At 52.8% G+C, this 14829-nt stretch carries 12 protein-coding genes; 2 read left to right on the top strand and 10 right to left on the bottom strand.

All coding sequences use genetic code 11. The features are described from left to right. Positions 1 to 107 precede the first annotated feature (107 nt). On the top strand, positions 108 to 671 hold the full coding sequence (locus FYJ51_RS00930; protein WP_205946091.1) for a DUF5662 family protein: 564 nt from the start codon (positions 108 to 110) through the stop codon (positions 669 to 671). Here FYJ51_RS00930 and FYJ51_RS00925 read toward each other — a convergent pair. The 7 genes from FYJ51_RS00925 to FYJ51_RS00895 form a co-directional block, all read right to left on the bottom strand. After that, positions 668 to 1651, bottom strand: coding sequence for an ABC transporter ATP-binding protein (locus tag FYJ51_RS00925; protein WP_154502233.1), 984 nt, complete (start codon positions 1649 to 1651; stop codon positions 668 to 670). The two genes, FYJ51_RS00930 and FYJ51_RS00925, sit on opposite strands and share 4 nt — an antisense overlap. Continuing rightward, positions 1644 to 2672 (bottom strand): ABC transporter ATP-binding protein, encoded by a 1029-nt coding sequence (locus FYJ51_RS00920; RefSeq protein ID WP_154502231.1) that lies wholly within the window; start codon positions 2670 to 2672, stop codon positions 1644 to 1646. The genes FYJ51_RS00925 and FYJ51_RS00920 overlap by 8 nt, the downstream gene beginning before the upstream one ends. 3 nt (positions 2673 to 2675) lie before the next feature. Next, positions 2676 to 3623: an ABC transporter permease gene (locus FYJ51_RS00915; RefSeq protein ID WP_204378587.1), complete on the bottom strand. Its 948-nt coding sequence runs from the start codon at positions 3621 to 3623 to the stop codon at positions 2676 to 2678. Further along, positions 3623 to 4582, bottom strand: coding sequence for an ABC transporter permease (locus FYJ51_RS00910; RefSeq protein ID WP_154502228.1), 960 nt, complete (start codon positions 4580 to 4582; stop codon positions 3623 to 3625). Before FYJ51_RS00910 ends, FYJ51_RS00915 begins: the two co-directional genes overlap by 1 nt. A gap of 63 nt (positions 4583 to 4645) precedes the next feature. Further along, the gene (locus FYJ51_RS00905) at positions 4646 to 6409 is read right to left on the bottom strand and encodes a peptide ABC transporter substrate-binding protein (protein ID WP_154502225.1); all 1764 of its coding nucleotides are present in this window, start codon (positions 6407 to 6409) and stop codon (positions 4646 to 4648) included. A gap of 234 nt (positions 6410 to 6643) precedes the next feature. Continuing rightward, positions 6644 to 7399: a CPBP family intramembrane glutamic endopeptidase gene (locus FYJ51_RS13845; RefSeq protein ID WP_154502222.1), complete on the bottom strand. Its 756-nt coding sequence runs from the start codon at positions 7397 to 7399 to the stop codon at positions 6644 to 6646. Between the two features lie 66 nt (positions 7400 to 7465). Beyond that, complete coding sequence (locus FYJ51_RS00895) at positions 7466 to 8974, bottom strand: IMP dehydrogenase (RefSeq protein ID WP_105303732.1); 1509 nt, start codon at positions 8972 to 8974, stop codon at positions 7466 to 7468. 95 nt (positions 8975 to 9069) lie between these two features. Here FYJ51_RS00895 and FYJ51_RS00890 point away from each other — a divergent pair, with 95 nt between their 5' ends. After that, the gene (locus FYJ51_RS00890) at positions 9070 to 10782 is read left to right on the top strand and encodes a proline--tRNA ligase (protein WP_154502219.1); all 1713 of its coding nucleotides are present in this window, start codon (positions 9070 to 9072) and stop codon (positions 10780 to 10782) included. Positions 10783 to 10870: 88 nt separating this feature from the next. Here the strand turns inward: FYJ51_RS00890 and FYJ51_RS00885 are convergent, their stop codons facing one another. From FYJ51_RS00885 to nuoF, 3 genes are all read right to left on the bottom strand, one after another. Continuing rightward, positions 10871 to 11044 (bottom strand): hypothetical protein, encoded by a 174-nt coding sequence (locus FYJ51_RS00885; RefSeq protein ID WP_154502216.1) that lies wholly within the window; start codon positions 11042 to 11044, stop codon positions 10871 to 10873. Between the two features lie 200 nt (positions 11045 to 11244). After that, positions 11245 to 13011 (bottom strand): NADH-dependent [FeFe] hydrogenase, group A6, encoded by a 1767-nt coding sequence (locus FYJ51_RS00880; RefSeq protein WP_105303729.1) that lies wholly within the window; start codon positions 13009 to 13011, stop codon positions 11245 to 11247. A gap of 18 nt (positions 13012 to 13029) precedes the next feature. Beyond that, positions 13030 to 14826: an NADH-quinone oxidoreductase subunit NuoF gene (gene nuoF, locus FYJ51_RS00875; RefSeq protein WP_105303728.1), complete on the bottom strand. Its 1797-nt coding sequence runs from the start codon at positions 14824 to 14826 to the stop codon at positions 13030 to 13032. Positions 14827 to 14829: the final 3 nt, after the last annotated feature.

Genomic DNA, 14829 nt, shown 5'->3' with positions numbered 1-14829 from the left:
CTCCGGGGTTTATTCTATCATAATGACCGCTTTTTCTGTGAGGTTCTGAACCATTTGCGAGAGATCAATTGCAAGTGATTCAGAGAGAGAATTAAAATATCCGTTGTATGAACGAAGCGAAGAAGAACATGTCTTTCTGGCAGAGATTCACAGGCCATCTGAAAACTGTGCATCACCATCGTGCCCTGGTGCGGAAGTACTGCTTTGCGTGCGGCCTGTACTGGCAGGGACTCACCCATGATCTCTCGAAATACAGCCCGACGGAGTTCATTCCTTCCGTGCACTATTACCAGGGGTGGAGAAGCCCGTATCCGGTCGAGAAGAAAGAAAAAGGATACTCGATGGGATGGCTGCACCATAAAGGCAGAAACCCTCACCACTGGGAATACTGGTATGACACGATCAACGGCGTATGGCAGCCGGTGAAGATGCCGTACCGCTATCTGATCGAAAGCATCTGCGACCGGATCGCTGCAAGCCGCACGTATCACAAAGACGCCTATAAGAGCTCGGATGCGCTGAACTATTTCCTTCAGCATCATGGCGATCAGTACATGCATCCGGAAACGGCGAAGGAAATGGAAAAGATCCTGCGCATGGTAGCCGAGAATGGCGAGGAAGATACGTTCCGGAAAATCCGCCAGTCATTAAAAGAACACCGCGAAGTCTAGCGATGTTCTTTTGCTTCTTCCAGGAAACATGCCGTCCAGTGTCCCGGTTCATGTTCTTTCAGCTGCGGTTCTTCCTTCCGGCAGCGATCCGTCGCAAACGGACATCTTCCGGCAAACCGGCAGTGCTCCGGCGGATCGATCGGGCTCGGCACTTCCCCTTCAAGACGAATCCGCTTCTTTCTGCGTTCTGCTTCGGCTTCCGGATCCGGTACCGGAACTGCCGACATCAGCGCCTGCGTATACGGATGCCGGGGATCAGAATACAGTTCTTCCGAACTGGCAAGTTCCACGATCCTCCCGAGGTACATGACTGCTACCCGATCAGAGATATGACGAACCATCGAAAGATCATGCGCTACGAACAGATAGCTGAGATGCAGTTCCTTCTGCAGTCTCTGCAGCATGTTCACGACCTGAGCCTGGATGCTCACATCCAGAGCGGAGATCGGTTCATCGAGAATCAGCAGTTTCGGATTCACCGCAAGGGCTCTGGCGATGCCGATGCGCTGCCGCTGGCCGCCGGAGAATTCATGGATGAAGCGGTTAGCATGTTCAGCATTCAGGTCCACCATTTCCAGCAGTTCATAGATTCGCTTCGTGCGCTCTGCTTTTGAAGAGACCATATGATGGATATCCAGACCTTCTGCAATGATATCGCTGACGGTCATGCGGGGATCCAGCGAAGCATACGGATCCTGGAACACCATCTGTGCTTCCTTGCGGAACTGCATCAGTTCTTCCCCTTTCAGCTTCGCGGTATCTTTTCCACGGTACAGCACCTGCCCGGCGGTCGGCTGATACATGCCGATCAGCGTTCTGGCACAGGTCGTCTTCCCGCAGCCGCTTTCGCCAACCAGTCCGAGGGTTTCCCCGGCGTGAATCTGAAACGACACGTCATCCACCGCATGAAGTTCATGTCCCTTTCCCGCCGGAAAGTATTTCTTCAGATTCTTCACTTCCAGCACGACTTCTTCAGACATGGAATTCCTCCTTCACGAACGGTGCATCGTCCGGCGTTTTCTCCAGGGCATACAGCCAGCAGGATGCTTCGTGATCCTGCTCAAACCGGTAGACCGGAGGCTGCCTCTTCAGACATGCCTGCATGCAGTACTGGCAGCGGGTGCAGAAACCGCACCCGGCTGGCGGATTAAGCAGATCAGGCGGAGTGCCGGCAATGGCTGTCAGCTCGCCGCCGCGATCCTGATCGAGACGAGGCACTGCACTCAGCAGCGCATTCGTATACGGATGGCGCGGATGATGAAAGATTTCATGGGCAGAACCATGCTCGACGATCTTGCCTGCATACATGACCGCAATGCGGTCAGCGATGCTTGCTACGACGCCGAGATCATGCGTGATCAGAATCACGCTCGTGCCATTTTCTTTCTGCAGATCACGGATCAGATCAATGATCTGAGACTGAATCGTCACATCGAGTGCTGTCGTCGGTTCATCGGCAACCAGCAGCTTCGGCTTGTTGGCAAATGCAATTGCGATCATGACCCGCTGACGCATGCCTCCGGACAGCTGGTGCGGATACTGTTTCACCCGCTGTTCCGGCTGCGAGATGCCGACTTTTCGCAGCAGATCGACTGCTTCCTTCTCTGCTGCTTTCTTTGATATCCGGTTATGATGACGCAGTGTTTCGATAATCTGATCGCCGATGGTCATCGTCGGATTCAGTGAAGCCATCGCATCCTGGAATACGATAGCGGCGTCGCCGCCATGGTATGCCTGCATGCGCTTCTCTGAGAACTTGAGAATATCCTGTCCTTCAAAGAGAATATGGCTTTCCGGATCGATGATGCCAGGGCGGTGAGTCAGCCCCATTACGGTTCTGGCGGTGACGGATTTCCCGCATCCGGATTCGCCGACGATCGCAAGCGTCTCGCCCTGGTTCAGATTAAAGCTGACGCCGCGGACTGCCTGCACGATTCCGGCCGGGGTGCGGAAGCTGACTTTCAGGTTCTGAACCTGAAGGAGTACAGAGTTCTCACTCATGGCTTATCCCTGCCTTTCTTCGGTACGCGGATCCAGCGCATCGCGCAATCCATCGCCAAGCAGATTGAAGGCCAGCACGATGATGCACAGCGCCAGGCACGGGAAGATCAGCTGCCATGGATAGAACTGCATCTTCGTCTTGCCATCGGAAATCAGCACGCCTAGCGAAATCACATCGCCCGATAATCCCATGCCGAGGAACGAGAGAGATGCTTCCGTGAAAATATAGCTCGGAATGCTGGAGCAGAGATCCAGGATCAGAATGCCGATCGTATTCGGAAGCAGATGCTGACGGATCACCCTGTTCGCAGAAGCTCCTAATAGCTGAGCTGCCTGCACGTATTCCGATTCTCTTAACTGCATGATCTGGCCTCTGACTGTTCTGGCGGTAGAGCACCAGGAAGTGATGCACATCGCAACCAGAAGGCCGCCGGTATTCTTGCCAATGACCATCATGATCAGCAGCGTGATCAGCAGATACGGAAACGAATCGATGACTTCGATGATGCGCATCATCACCGCATCGACTTTGCCGCCGAAGTACGCCATGATGCCGCCGTATGCACTTCCGACCAGAAGCTGAATCGCAGAACATACCAATGCGACCAGGATGGAAAGACGAGCACCAATCCAGACTCTGCTCCAGAGATCCCGGCCCAGTCCGTCAGTTCCGAACCAGTAGGTGCTGTCCGGCGCAAGGTTCTTTGCTTTGGCATTGATGCTGAGGTATTCTGCACCGCTCATGCCCGGTCCGAAGATGACAAGCACCAGCATGACCAGAAGCAGAATCATTGCAAAGACTGCTACCGGGTTATGAAACAGACGGCGTCTGGCACCCTGCCAGAAGGTCTCTACGGGTCTAGCGATCTGTTCCCGGTTCTTCTGCGCCTGAGCGGTCCGGACGGTTTCTTCCGGAGAGAGGACAGGCATCGTTCCATCTGCTGCAATCATCAGTGCTTTCCTCCTTCCAGACGGATTCTCGGATCAACAACCGTATAGAGAATATCGGTAATGAACACGACAAAGATATAAAGTGCGGCGATGATGACCGTCTCCCCCATCACGATCGGCACATCCTGGGCTGCAACTGCATTGACATAATAGAGACCGAGTCCCGGGATCGAGAAAACACTCTCGATGAAGAAGCTCCCGGTGATGCACATGGCAACACTCATCGGCAGACGGGTGATGATTGGAATCATCGAGTTTCTGAGCACGTGGTGCATGATGACTTCCCTGCGGCTGAGTCCTTTGGATTCTGCCGTGAGCACGTATTCCTGATTCATGACATCGAGCATCGAAGTCTTGAGGAGTCTGGAATAGCTGGCGATATAGCCGAAACAGCCGGCCAGAGTCGGCAGGACCGTATACTTCCATCCGGAAGTCCAGACATGCGTGCTCGGCCAGCCGATGACTGGAAACCATTTCAGTTTCGCGGCAAAGACCGCCTGCAGCAATAGTGCAAACACCAGGCTCGGCACCGAGATCAGCAGAATGCTCAGCACAACCACGAAGTAGTCCCAGAAAGTTCCCTTCTTTGCTGCCGCAAGAATGCCGAGCAGAATTCCGACGCTAACTCCCAGAATCATCTGCTGCAAGCCGAGTCTTGCACTGACCGGTCCTTTCTCGGCAATGATGGACTGGACGGTTTCTCCCTGGTAGATGATGGATTCTCCGAAGTCGCCATGGGCAAGTCCTTTCATCGTGATGACATAGCGTTCCATGACCGGCTTGTCCAGTCCGTATTTCTCATACATGCGTTCTGCTACCTGCTCCGGCAGCTTGTCAACCCGGGCACTTAATGCATCGCCAGGCGTCAGGGCAAGCAGGAAGAAGGTTGCTGTCGCAATCAGAAACAAGGTCAGAATCGAGGTCAGAAATCGCTTGAGTATATATTTGGCAAATTTCATGAAATCTCCTAAGTAAAACGAAGGAAGACAGAAACCACCAGTTCCTGTCTTCCGCAAACAGAATCAATGCTTGACGATATAAGCTCTCGAGAACTCAACATCTGCACCGAACAGCGGGAAACTGAGTCCCTTCACATAGCTCTGTGCATAGATCTGCGCATTCTCGAAATACAGCGGGCATACACCAGCCTGATCCATCAGAATCTTCTCTGCCTGCGTGAACAGATCAGCGCGTTTGCTTTCATCCAGGCTGGAATCTGCCTGTTCCATCAGCGCATCATAATCTGCGTTGCTGAAACCGCCCATGAACTTTCCGTAAGGACTTGTGGAAGTGAAGAGATCCAGGAAGTTTGCCGGATCATCATAGTCCGCATACCAGCCCATGACATAGAAATCATACTGATAGCTGTCACGCGCAGCCTTCCAGGTAGACACATCCGGATACGTTTCCACATCCAGCGTCACACCGAGCTTATCAGCGAGCTGCTGCTTAAACCACTCATTCTCATTTGCGGTGAGCGTCGTGGAGTCGTATACAATCGTGGTCAATGTGACATCTTCCGGAGTTCCGGAAACGCCGGCTTCTTCCATGCCTTCCTGGAACAGTGCCTTCAGAGCATCCGGATCACTGGCAAGCTTCTGATCTTCATCGCTCAAGAGAAGATCACCGGCAATCGAACGGTATTCCTGACCATTGACCGTGATGCCATTCGGAACGAGGCCATAAGCCGGAGTCGACAGACCATCCTGGAACATCTCATTGAATTCCTCACGGTCGAAGGCAAGCATGATGGCCTTGCGGACCTTGGCATTGAGCATCAGTCCGGAAGGACCGCCGTTTCCTTCTTCATGCATGTCAAAAGAAATATACGAAGAAGACGGAGTATCGCTGACGATGTGCTGGAACGAACCGTCATCGACCAGAGACTGCCACTGATCAACATATTCCAGATCGGTCAGCTTCAGCACATCGACCTGCTGTGATTCCATCAGCTGTGCCTGGGTAGCAGTTTCATCAACCACACGCAGATTGACCTGAGTGAGCTTGACATTGTCCTTGTCCCAGTACTGGTCATTCTTCGTCAGGGTCATGGAGTTCTCCAGCACACGGTCCGAAATCACGAACGGTCCGTTGAAGACATGCAGCGTATAATCATTCGTCCAGTCCTTGCCAGCTGCTTCGGCTGCATCGATCAGATCCTTGCGGATCGGATACATGGGCACCATGCCGACTTTCTTGATGAAGGAAGGATCCGGAGCAGCCAGGAATGCAACCAGGGTGTAATCATCCGGTGCAGATACCTGAACATCTTCAGCAGAGCCAGTTCCTTCATAGTATTCCTCTGCACCGGCGATTCCGGATGCCAGGAAGTAATACGGAAATGCATTTTCAGCCGTCAGAAGACGGATCCAGGAATCCACATAGTTCTGAGCAGTGACCGGCTGGCCATCGCTCCATTTGGCGTTCTCACGCAGATGGAACGTATAAGTCAGATTGTCATCGCTGATCTCATAGCTTGTGCAGCCGGCATTCTCGGTCTGGTCCACGCCATTCTCATCCGTGAATGTCCGGAACAGTCCTTCCTGTACTTCGGTCAGTACCTGCATCTCATTGGAGTTGCGGGCATCATTGACATCGAGCAGGCTGAGATCGGTATAAACCAGATTCAGAACCTGTTCATCAGCGAGTTCTTCACTGCCATCTGCTGCCGATGCAGAAGCACCAGCAGTCGAGGCTGCAGTTTCCGCCGTGGAAGAATTTCCTCCGCAGGCGGTTAATGCGAGGGCAATGGCAGTGGCGAGCACGGCACCGAAAACCTTTTTCATAATCTCCTTCTCCTCCAGGATTTACTTCATTTCATATACAAAAAAAGGAAGCTTCATTCCACTTCCTGACAGAGTGCTGTTCAATCATTTCAAAAACAAGAGCAGATTCTGTCAGTATTCCAGATCACTCTTGCAACAGCACTTCATGGTTCTTCCTCCCTTTGCTTGCAAGGATCATACTTCCGCCTCTTCGAGATGTCAACTGAAACAATTTCTTGTCCTGACTCCGGAAAATCATTCCGGAAGCGCATCTTCCAATAGAAACAGGTAGCATAGCGAAAGCACGCCCAGCGGCAGAAATACTTCCAGATACAGCAGAAACGGACCGGAAGAAACTGCCCCTTCVCCAAGCTCCGGCTGCAGATCGATCAGGATATGCGCAATGATCGGCAGCGTGAGAGAACCGGAGATCGCACGCAGGGAATAGAGGGCAAGGCCGATCATGCATGCATAGAAAACCTGGATCCAGACCTGCGCAGCATTATCACCATGGAGATTGCTCAGATGCAGCAGTCCGAACAGCAGCGAGGTCAGAATCCCGGTAAGCAGGATCGGATATCTGCACTTCGAAGTCCAGCAATGAATCGCATCGGCTGCGTATCCCCGGACCATGGTTTCTTCAAATGTCCCGGCAGCCCCTGCTAATAGAACCACTCTGAATACAGCATGCATGTCTTCCTGAAACAATGCTGCAAGATTGCCTGGCACATCCATAATCACGATCAGATAGCAGAAATAGAAAACCGCCAGGAATACCGCTGTCCAGATGGGCACGGCTTTCCAGGATCCCTGCTTCAGAAGCGGCTTCGGCATGGAGAAAAGATACAGGATCAGACACAGGATTGCATACAGGAATCTGCCGATGGCATAGGCATCGGTCCCGAATCTCTGATCGAGAAACATGCTGAGCATCCCGTATCCGAAAAAGGCTGAGGAAAAGATCAGAATGGGTTTCCAGATCTGCTTATGAGAATGCTTCTTTTCTGTCACTGTTTCCTTCCTTTCCAGATCAGAAAAAAGAACACAGGCAGCCGTTCTGCCTGTGCGTCGTTCTGATTACTTGTTGAATGAAGTATCCTTGTGCTTGACCATGACGTCGTGAGCTCCGCCTTCGACAATCGAGGTTGCAGAGACGAGCGTGAGTCTTGCCTTGCGCTGCAGCTCCGGAATATCAAGGGCTCCGCAGTTGCACATCGTGGATTTGATCTTGGAGGTCGTCATCAGCACATTATCATGCAGGAAGCCGGCATACGGAACATAGGAATCGACGCCTTCCTCAAAGGAGAGCTTCCTGCCCTGGCCGAGATCATATCTGCCCCAGTTGCGGGCCCGGTTGGAACCTTCGCCCCAGTATTCCTTGACATAGGAACCATTGATCATCAGCTTCTCGCCAGGTGCTTCTTCAAAGCGGGAGAAATAGCGTCCCAGCATGACGAAGTCTGCACCCATAGCAAGTGCAAGGATGATGTGGTAGTCGTATACGATGCCGCCGTCGGAGCAGATCGGAATATAAGTGCCGGTCTTCTCGAAGTACGCATCTCTTGCCTTGGCAACTTCCTGAACTGCAGTTGCCTGGCCTCTGCCGATGCCTTTGGTCTCGCGGGTGATGCAGATACTGCCGCCGCCGATGCCGATCTTGATGAAGTCTGCGCCTGCATCAGCGAGATAGTTGAATCCATCCGGATCAACGACATTGCCAGCCCCGATCTTGACGGAATCGCCATAATGCTCGCGGATCCAGTGAATGGTCTTTGCCTGCCAGCAGGTATAGCCGTCGGAAGAATCGATGACCAGAATATCAACGCCCGCATTGAGCAGAGCCGGAACACGTTCCTCATAGTCGCGGGTATTGATGCCGGCGCCGACCATGAAGCGCTTCTCATGATCCAGCAGTTCATTCGGATGAGCCTTATGGCTCTCATAGTCCTTGCGGAAAACGAGATAGGCAAGATGATCGTTTTCATCGACCAGCGGGAGCGTGTTGAGCTTGTGCTCCCAGATCAGATCGTTGCAGGTGCTCAGGTTGTCAGTAGAACGGCCGACAATCAGCTTCTCGCGCGGGGTCATGAATTCTTTTACCTTCGCATCGAGACTGACATGTCCGATCCGGTAGTCGCGGCTCGTGATCATGCCTAAGAGCTTGCCGTTTGCAGTGCCATCTTCCGTGACTGCCATCGTGCTGTGTCCGGTCTTGTCGAGCAGTTCCAGCATTTCCGCAATCGTGGTATCCGGCGTGACATTGGAATCAGATGGCACATAGCCTGCTTTATAATTCTTGACCCGGGCAACCATGGCCGCCTGATCAGCAATCGGCTGAGAGCCGAAGATGAAGGAGATGCCGCCTTCCTTGGCTAAGGCAATGGCAAGACGGTCGCCGGAAACGGACTGCATGACCGCTGATACCATCGGGATATTCAGCGAGATGGAAGGTTCCTCCCCCTTTCTGAATTTCACCAACGGGGTTTTCAGAGATACATTCTGAGGAATATTCTGTTCTTCGGTCAGACCTGGTACCAGAAGATATTCACTGAATGTATGAGATGCTTCCTGATAATAAGTAGCCATGCAGATTCTTTTTCCTCCCTAGTTTATTTGGAACATTATAACTCACAACTTCATTCTGTAAATGATATAATCAGACCCGATAAAGAGGACATTTTATGAGATTGAAGAACAGTTTCTTCTACACCCTGAGAGAGGATGTAAAAGACGAAGATTCCATCAGCGGGAACCTTCTTGTAAGAGCAGGATATATCCGCAAGAGCTCTGCAGGAGTATATATGCAGATGCCGCTGGGCTTCCGCGTCATCAGCAAGATCGAGGCAATCATCCGCGATGAGATGGACCGCACCGGCTGCCAGGAGCTCCTGATGCCGGCATTGATTCCGGAGGAAGTCTATGTAGCTTCCGGTAGACGGGCAGGCTTCGGCAAGGATATGTTCACGCTGAAAGACCGCAAAGGCATGCCATACTGCTTAGGCCCGACGCATGAAGAACTGTTTGCGGCAGCTGCGAAGATGCAGATCCGTTCCTACAAGGATATGCCTTTCTCGCTGTATCAGATCGAGACGAAGTTCCGCGATGAGCCGCGGCCTCGCTATGGTCTGGTCCGGGTCAGAGAGTTTGCGATGAAGGATGCCTATACCTTCGACAAAGATGAGGCCGGACTCGATGCAGCGTATGCAAAGCAGTTCCAGGCTTACAAGAACATCATGGACCGCCTGCATCTGAACTATAAGATCGTCCGGGCAGATACCGGCGTCATGGGCGGACTGCTCTCCGAGGAATTCCAGGCAGTTACCCCGCTGGGCGAGGATATCCTCGTGCTTTGCGACAGCTGCGATTTCTCCAGCAACATCGAAGTCGCTCAGTGCGTTCCTGAAAAACCGGCAGAGCAGGAAGCCGAACTCGAGAAAGAGCTCATCGAGACGCCCAACAGCCGAACCATCGAAGAAGTCGTCAGCTTCCTGCATAAGGACGTAAAGAAGTTCGTGAAGACACTGATCTACAATGTCGACGGAAAGCCGGTCGCAGTCATGGTGCGCGGCGACCGCGATGTGAATGAAGTCAAGCTCCGCAAGCTCTATCAGGCAGACAGCGTCGAGCTGGCTGATCCGGAAATGGTAAAGGAAGCTACCGGTGCGGATATCGGCTTTGCCGGTCCGATCGGCATCCGCTGCGAGCTCGTTGCGGATCCGGAAGTCACCTATATGCAGAATTTCGTCGTCGGCGCAAATAAGACCGGCTACCACTACACGAATGTGAACCAGAAAGACTTCAAGGCAGATAAGGTTGCTGATGTGAGAAATATCATGGAAGGCGATATCTGCCCAAAGTGCGGCGGCAGGATTCATTTCGCGCATGGGATTGAATGCGGCAACACCTTCAAGCTCGGCACGAAGTATTCCAAGGCGATGGATCTTCAGTATCTCGATGCAGAGAATAAGCTTCAGTATGTCTGGATGGGAAGCTACGGCATCGGCCCGGGCCGCTGCATGGCTGCGCTGGTGGAGCAGAATCATGATGACAATGGCATTGCCTGGCCAGCAGACATCGCTCCGTATGCGGCAGCGATCGTCATCATCTCCACGAAGGATGAAGTTCAGAACCAGGTAGCAGATCAGCTTTATCAGGAGCTGCAGGATCTCGGCGTCGATACGATCCTCGATGATCGCGATGCCCGCCCTGGCGTCAAATTCAAGGACATGGATCTGATCGGCATTCCGTTCCGGATCACGGTCGGCCGCGGTGCGAAAGACGGAATCGTGGAATTCAAGCCGAGAAATGGAGAAGCAGAAGAGCTTCCGGTCGACGCTGCGGCGAAGAAAGTCAAGGAACTTCTCGAAGCAAGCCGCGTGAAAGTCCAGCATTGATTCGATTCAGGCAGAGGAAAATCTCCTCTGCTTTCTTTATGCCCTTTCCGATTTCTGTTTCTTATCATGAAGTCAGAATGGATGATAGTCAGGAAGAAGAAACATTCTGAAACTGCTGGCAGAACATCCCGAAGCCCTGCTGAAAGCAGCGCCCGGAGAGATTCCATGTGGTACCGTATTCACCGATGCAAGGATCTTGAATATGTTTACCGGAAAAGTTCTGGATGAAGATGAGTATGGATGCCAAGGTTTCATCGCTCATGCGGAATATGATCATCCTGAGACCATCGATGTCCCGATGAAAGAGACTGTCGACTGCGGCACTTGCTCTAATGGCTGCACTGGAAATCAAGATGTCTGATCTCGGCATGATCGATCCTGCAGCTCAGGAATTTGCTCCGGTTTTTCATCAGAAAAGTCCGCCCTGCAATAATACAGAGCGGACAGGAGAACGAGTAATAGTCAATCGCTGAAGATGTGGAAACGCTGTTTCGGCGTATAGGTCGTATGGAGCAGTTCCTCAGCCAGCTCGCTGCCTGGCGCACCGAGGAAGTCTTCATAAGCTTTCTGGATCTGCGGGTTATCGGAGCTGACCCGGACCTCGCAGGAAGCGTCTTCATCATAGAGAGCCTTCATGCGGAGTTCCTTGTAGCCATAGCCGAGCTTGCCATTTTTGACAGAAGCAGGAACGATGGACTGGCCGCCGCCATTCAGGCATCCGCCCGGGCAGCCCATGACTTCGATAAAGGTATACTTGGAAGTGCCGTTCTTCACTTCTTCCAGAAGCGGCTTTGCGGCAGTCATGCTGGAAGTGATGGCGATCCAGAGCTTCGTTCCGCCAAGTTCTACCTGTGCTTCCTTGACTCCGGCCATGCCGCGGCATTCCATGAAGTCCACTTTCTCAAGCTTATGTCCGTCCAGTTTCTGCTTGACGGTACGGAGAGCTGCTTCCATGACACCTCCGGTTGCACCGAAGATAACGCCGGCACCCGAGTACTCGCCCATGAGGTCCTGGTCGAATTCCTCATCCGGGAGTTCATTGAAGTCAATGCCGAAAAGCTTGATCAGTCTTCCGCATTCTCTGGTAGTCAGGACTGCATCGACATCCGGATATTCCTGCGTCATGCATTCCGGACGATGAATCTCGGATTTCTTTGCCGTGCATGGCATGATGGACACGACATAGATATCCTTCGGATTCACGTTATGCTTCTTTGCCCAGTAGCTCTTGATCATCGCGCCCATCATCATATGCGGAGACTTTGCCGTCGAAAGATGCGGCAGCAGTTCCGGATATTCGTATTCAATGTAGCGGATCCAGCCAGGCGAGCAGGAAGTGAACATCGGCAGCACGCCGCCATGACTCAGGCGTTCCAGCAGCTCATTGCCTTCTTCCATGATCGTGAGGTCGGCAGCGAAGTTCGTATCATAGACACGGTCGAATCCGCATCTTCTGAGCGCAGCCGTCATCTTGCCGGTGACTCTGGTTCCGATCGGAAGCCCGAACTCTTCACCCAGCGATGCTCTTACTGCCGGTGCAGTCTGCACGATGACGATCTTCTCCGGATCATTCAGAGCATTCACGACATCGGTGATATTCTCTTTTTCCGTCAATGCGCCAGTCGGGCAGTTGATGACGCACTGGCCGCACTGCATGCAGTCTACATCCTTCATGCTCTTGCCGTAGACCGGGGCGACAATCGTATTGAAGCCGCGGTTTTCCAGGCCGAGGATGCCGAGTCCCTGAACCTTGCGGCAGGTCTCGATGCACCGCTCGCAAAGCACGCACTTGGTCGTATCGCGGACGATTCCGTAAGAGAAATCATCATAAGAAGGCTTGGTGTGCGCTCCTTCGAATTTGTCTGTACGGATGCCAAGTTCCTCTGCCAGAGTCTGCAGTTCGCAATTCTGGTTGCGCTTGCAGGACAGGCAGTTCTTGCTGTGGTTGGACATGATCAGCTCAACCGTATTTCGCCGGCCCGCAAGAGCCCGTTCGCTATTGGTCCAGACTTCCATGCCTTCGCTGACCGGGGTCGTGCATGCACTTAAGAGCGAACGTGCTTTCTTGACTTCAACCAGGCAGACACGGCAGTTTCCGGACTTGTTGATATTTCTCAGATAGCAGAGCGTAGGAATCTTGATGCCGGCATTGCGTGCGGCTTCCAGAACCGTCTGACCTGCTTCTGCTGTGACGTTGCGGTTATTGATCTTCAGATGTACTTCAGTCATTGTCAGGGTTCTCCTTTCCTAGGACCGTTCCACTGCACCGAACCGGCAGACGGTCATGCAGGTACCGCACTTGATGCACTTGGACGGATCGATCCGGAATGCTTCTTTGCCAGCGACGCCGGTAATTGCGCCGACCGGGCAGTTCCTTGCACACATGGAGCACTTGCGGCAGTTGTCCGGGTTGATCTTGTACGTAAGCAGAGCCTTGCAGACACCAGCCGGGCAGCGCTTCTCCTTAATATGAGCTTCATATTCACCGCGGAAATGCTTCAGCGTGGAAAGAATCGGGTTCGGTGCTGTCTGACCAAGACCGCAGAGCGCAGTGTCCTTGATCTCGTAGCAGAGCTTCTCCATTTCGTCCAGCATCTCCATGGTGCCTTCGCCCTTAGTGATCTTCGTCAGCATCTCCAGCAGGCGCTTCGTGCCGACCCGGCACGGCGTGCACTTTCCGCAGGATTCATCGACGATGAATTCCATGTAGAATCTGGCAACATCAACCATGCAGTTGTCTTCATCGAGGACGATCATGCCGCCGGATCCCATCATGGAACCAGCCTGGATCAGAGATTCATAATCAATCGGAGTATCCAGCTCTTTTTCCGTCAGGCATCCTCCGGAAGGACCGCCGGTCTGAACGGCTTTGAATTCCTTGTTGTTCGGGCAGCCTCCGCCGATCTCATAGATAATCTCACGGAGCGTCGTTCCCATCGGTACTTCGACAAGTCCGGTATTCCTGATCTTGCCGCCGAGTGCGAAGACCTTGGTTCCTTTGGACTTTTCCGTACCGATGGAAGCGTACCAGTCAGCACCCTTGTTGATGATCTGCGGAACGTTAGCAAGCGTCTCGACATTGTTGATGCTGGTCGGCTTGCCCCAGACACCGGAAACAGCCGGGAATGGCGGTTTCGGACGCGGCATTCCTCTCTGGCCTTCAATGCTGGCAATCAGTGCGGTCTCTTCGCCGCAGACGAATGCGCCTGCACCAAGACGGATCTCGATATCGAAATTGAAGCCGGATCCGAAGATATTCTTGCCGAGCAGGTTCAGATCTTCTGCCTGTTTGATGGCAATCTTCAGACGATGGACGGCAATCGGATATTCTGCACGGACATAGATATAGCCCTTCTGTGCTCCGACAGCATAAGCCATGATAGCCATGCCTTCGATGACCGCATTCGGATCTCCTTCAAGAATGGAACGATCCATGAATGCGCCAGGGTCTCCTTCATCCGCGTTGCAGATGACATATTTCTCCGTACCTGGAGCATCCTTCTCGAACTGCCACTTCACGCCCGTCGGGAAGCCTGCTCCGCCTCTTCCGCGCAGGCCGGACTTCTTCATGACATCGATGACTTCCTGAGGCGTCATCGTGGTCACTGCCTTGCCCAGTGCCTCATAGCCGTCCATGGCAATGTATTCGGTGATATCTTCCGGATTGATCTTGCCGCAGTTGCGCAGGGCAATGCGTTCCTGCTTCTTGTAGAAGTTGATCTTGTCGATTTCAAGAATCTTCTCATGCGTCTCACGGTCTTCATCGCTGAGTTCGAGATCCTTGACGACTCTTCCTTTGTAGAGATGCTCGGAGACGATGCGCTCGACATCCTCCGGCTTCACATGGGAATAGAATACCTTGTCCGGGTAAATGGCGACAATCGGTCCCTTCTGGCATAAGCCGAAGCAGCCGGTCTTTACGACCTTCACTTCATCCTGCAGTCCGAATTTCTGAATCTGTTCAATGAAATTATCATAGATTTTTCCGGACTGGCTTGCTGTGCAGCCGGTACCTGCGCAGCAGAGTACATTCGTACGGATCATATA

It is taken from the genome of Stecheria intestinalis (genome assembly GCF_009696165.1).
GTDB lineage: Bacteria > Bacillota_I > Bacilli_A > Erysipelotrichales > Erysipelotrichaceae > Bulleidia > Bulleidia intestinalis.
Note: the sequence above shows the minus strand (reverse complement) of the source record. Positions and strands in the feature narration are given on the sequence as shown.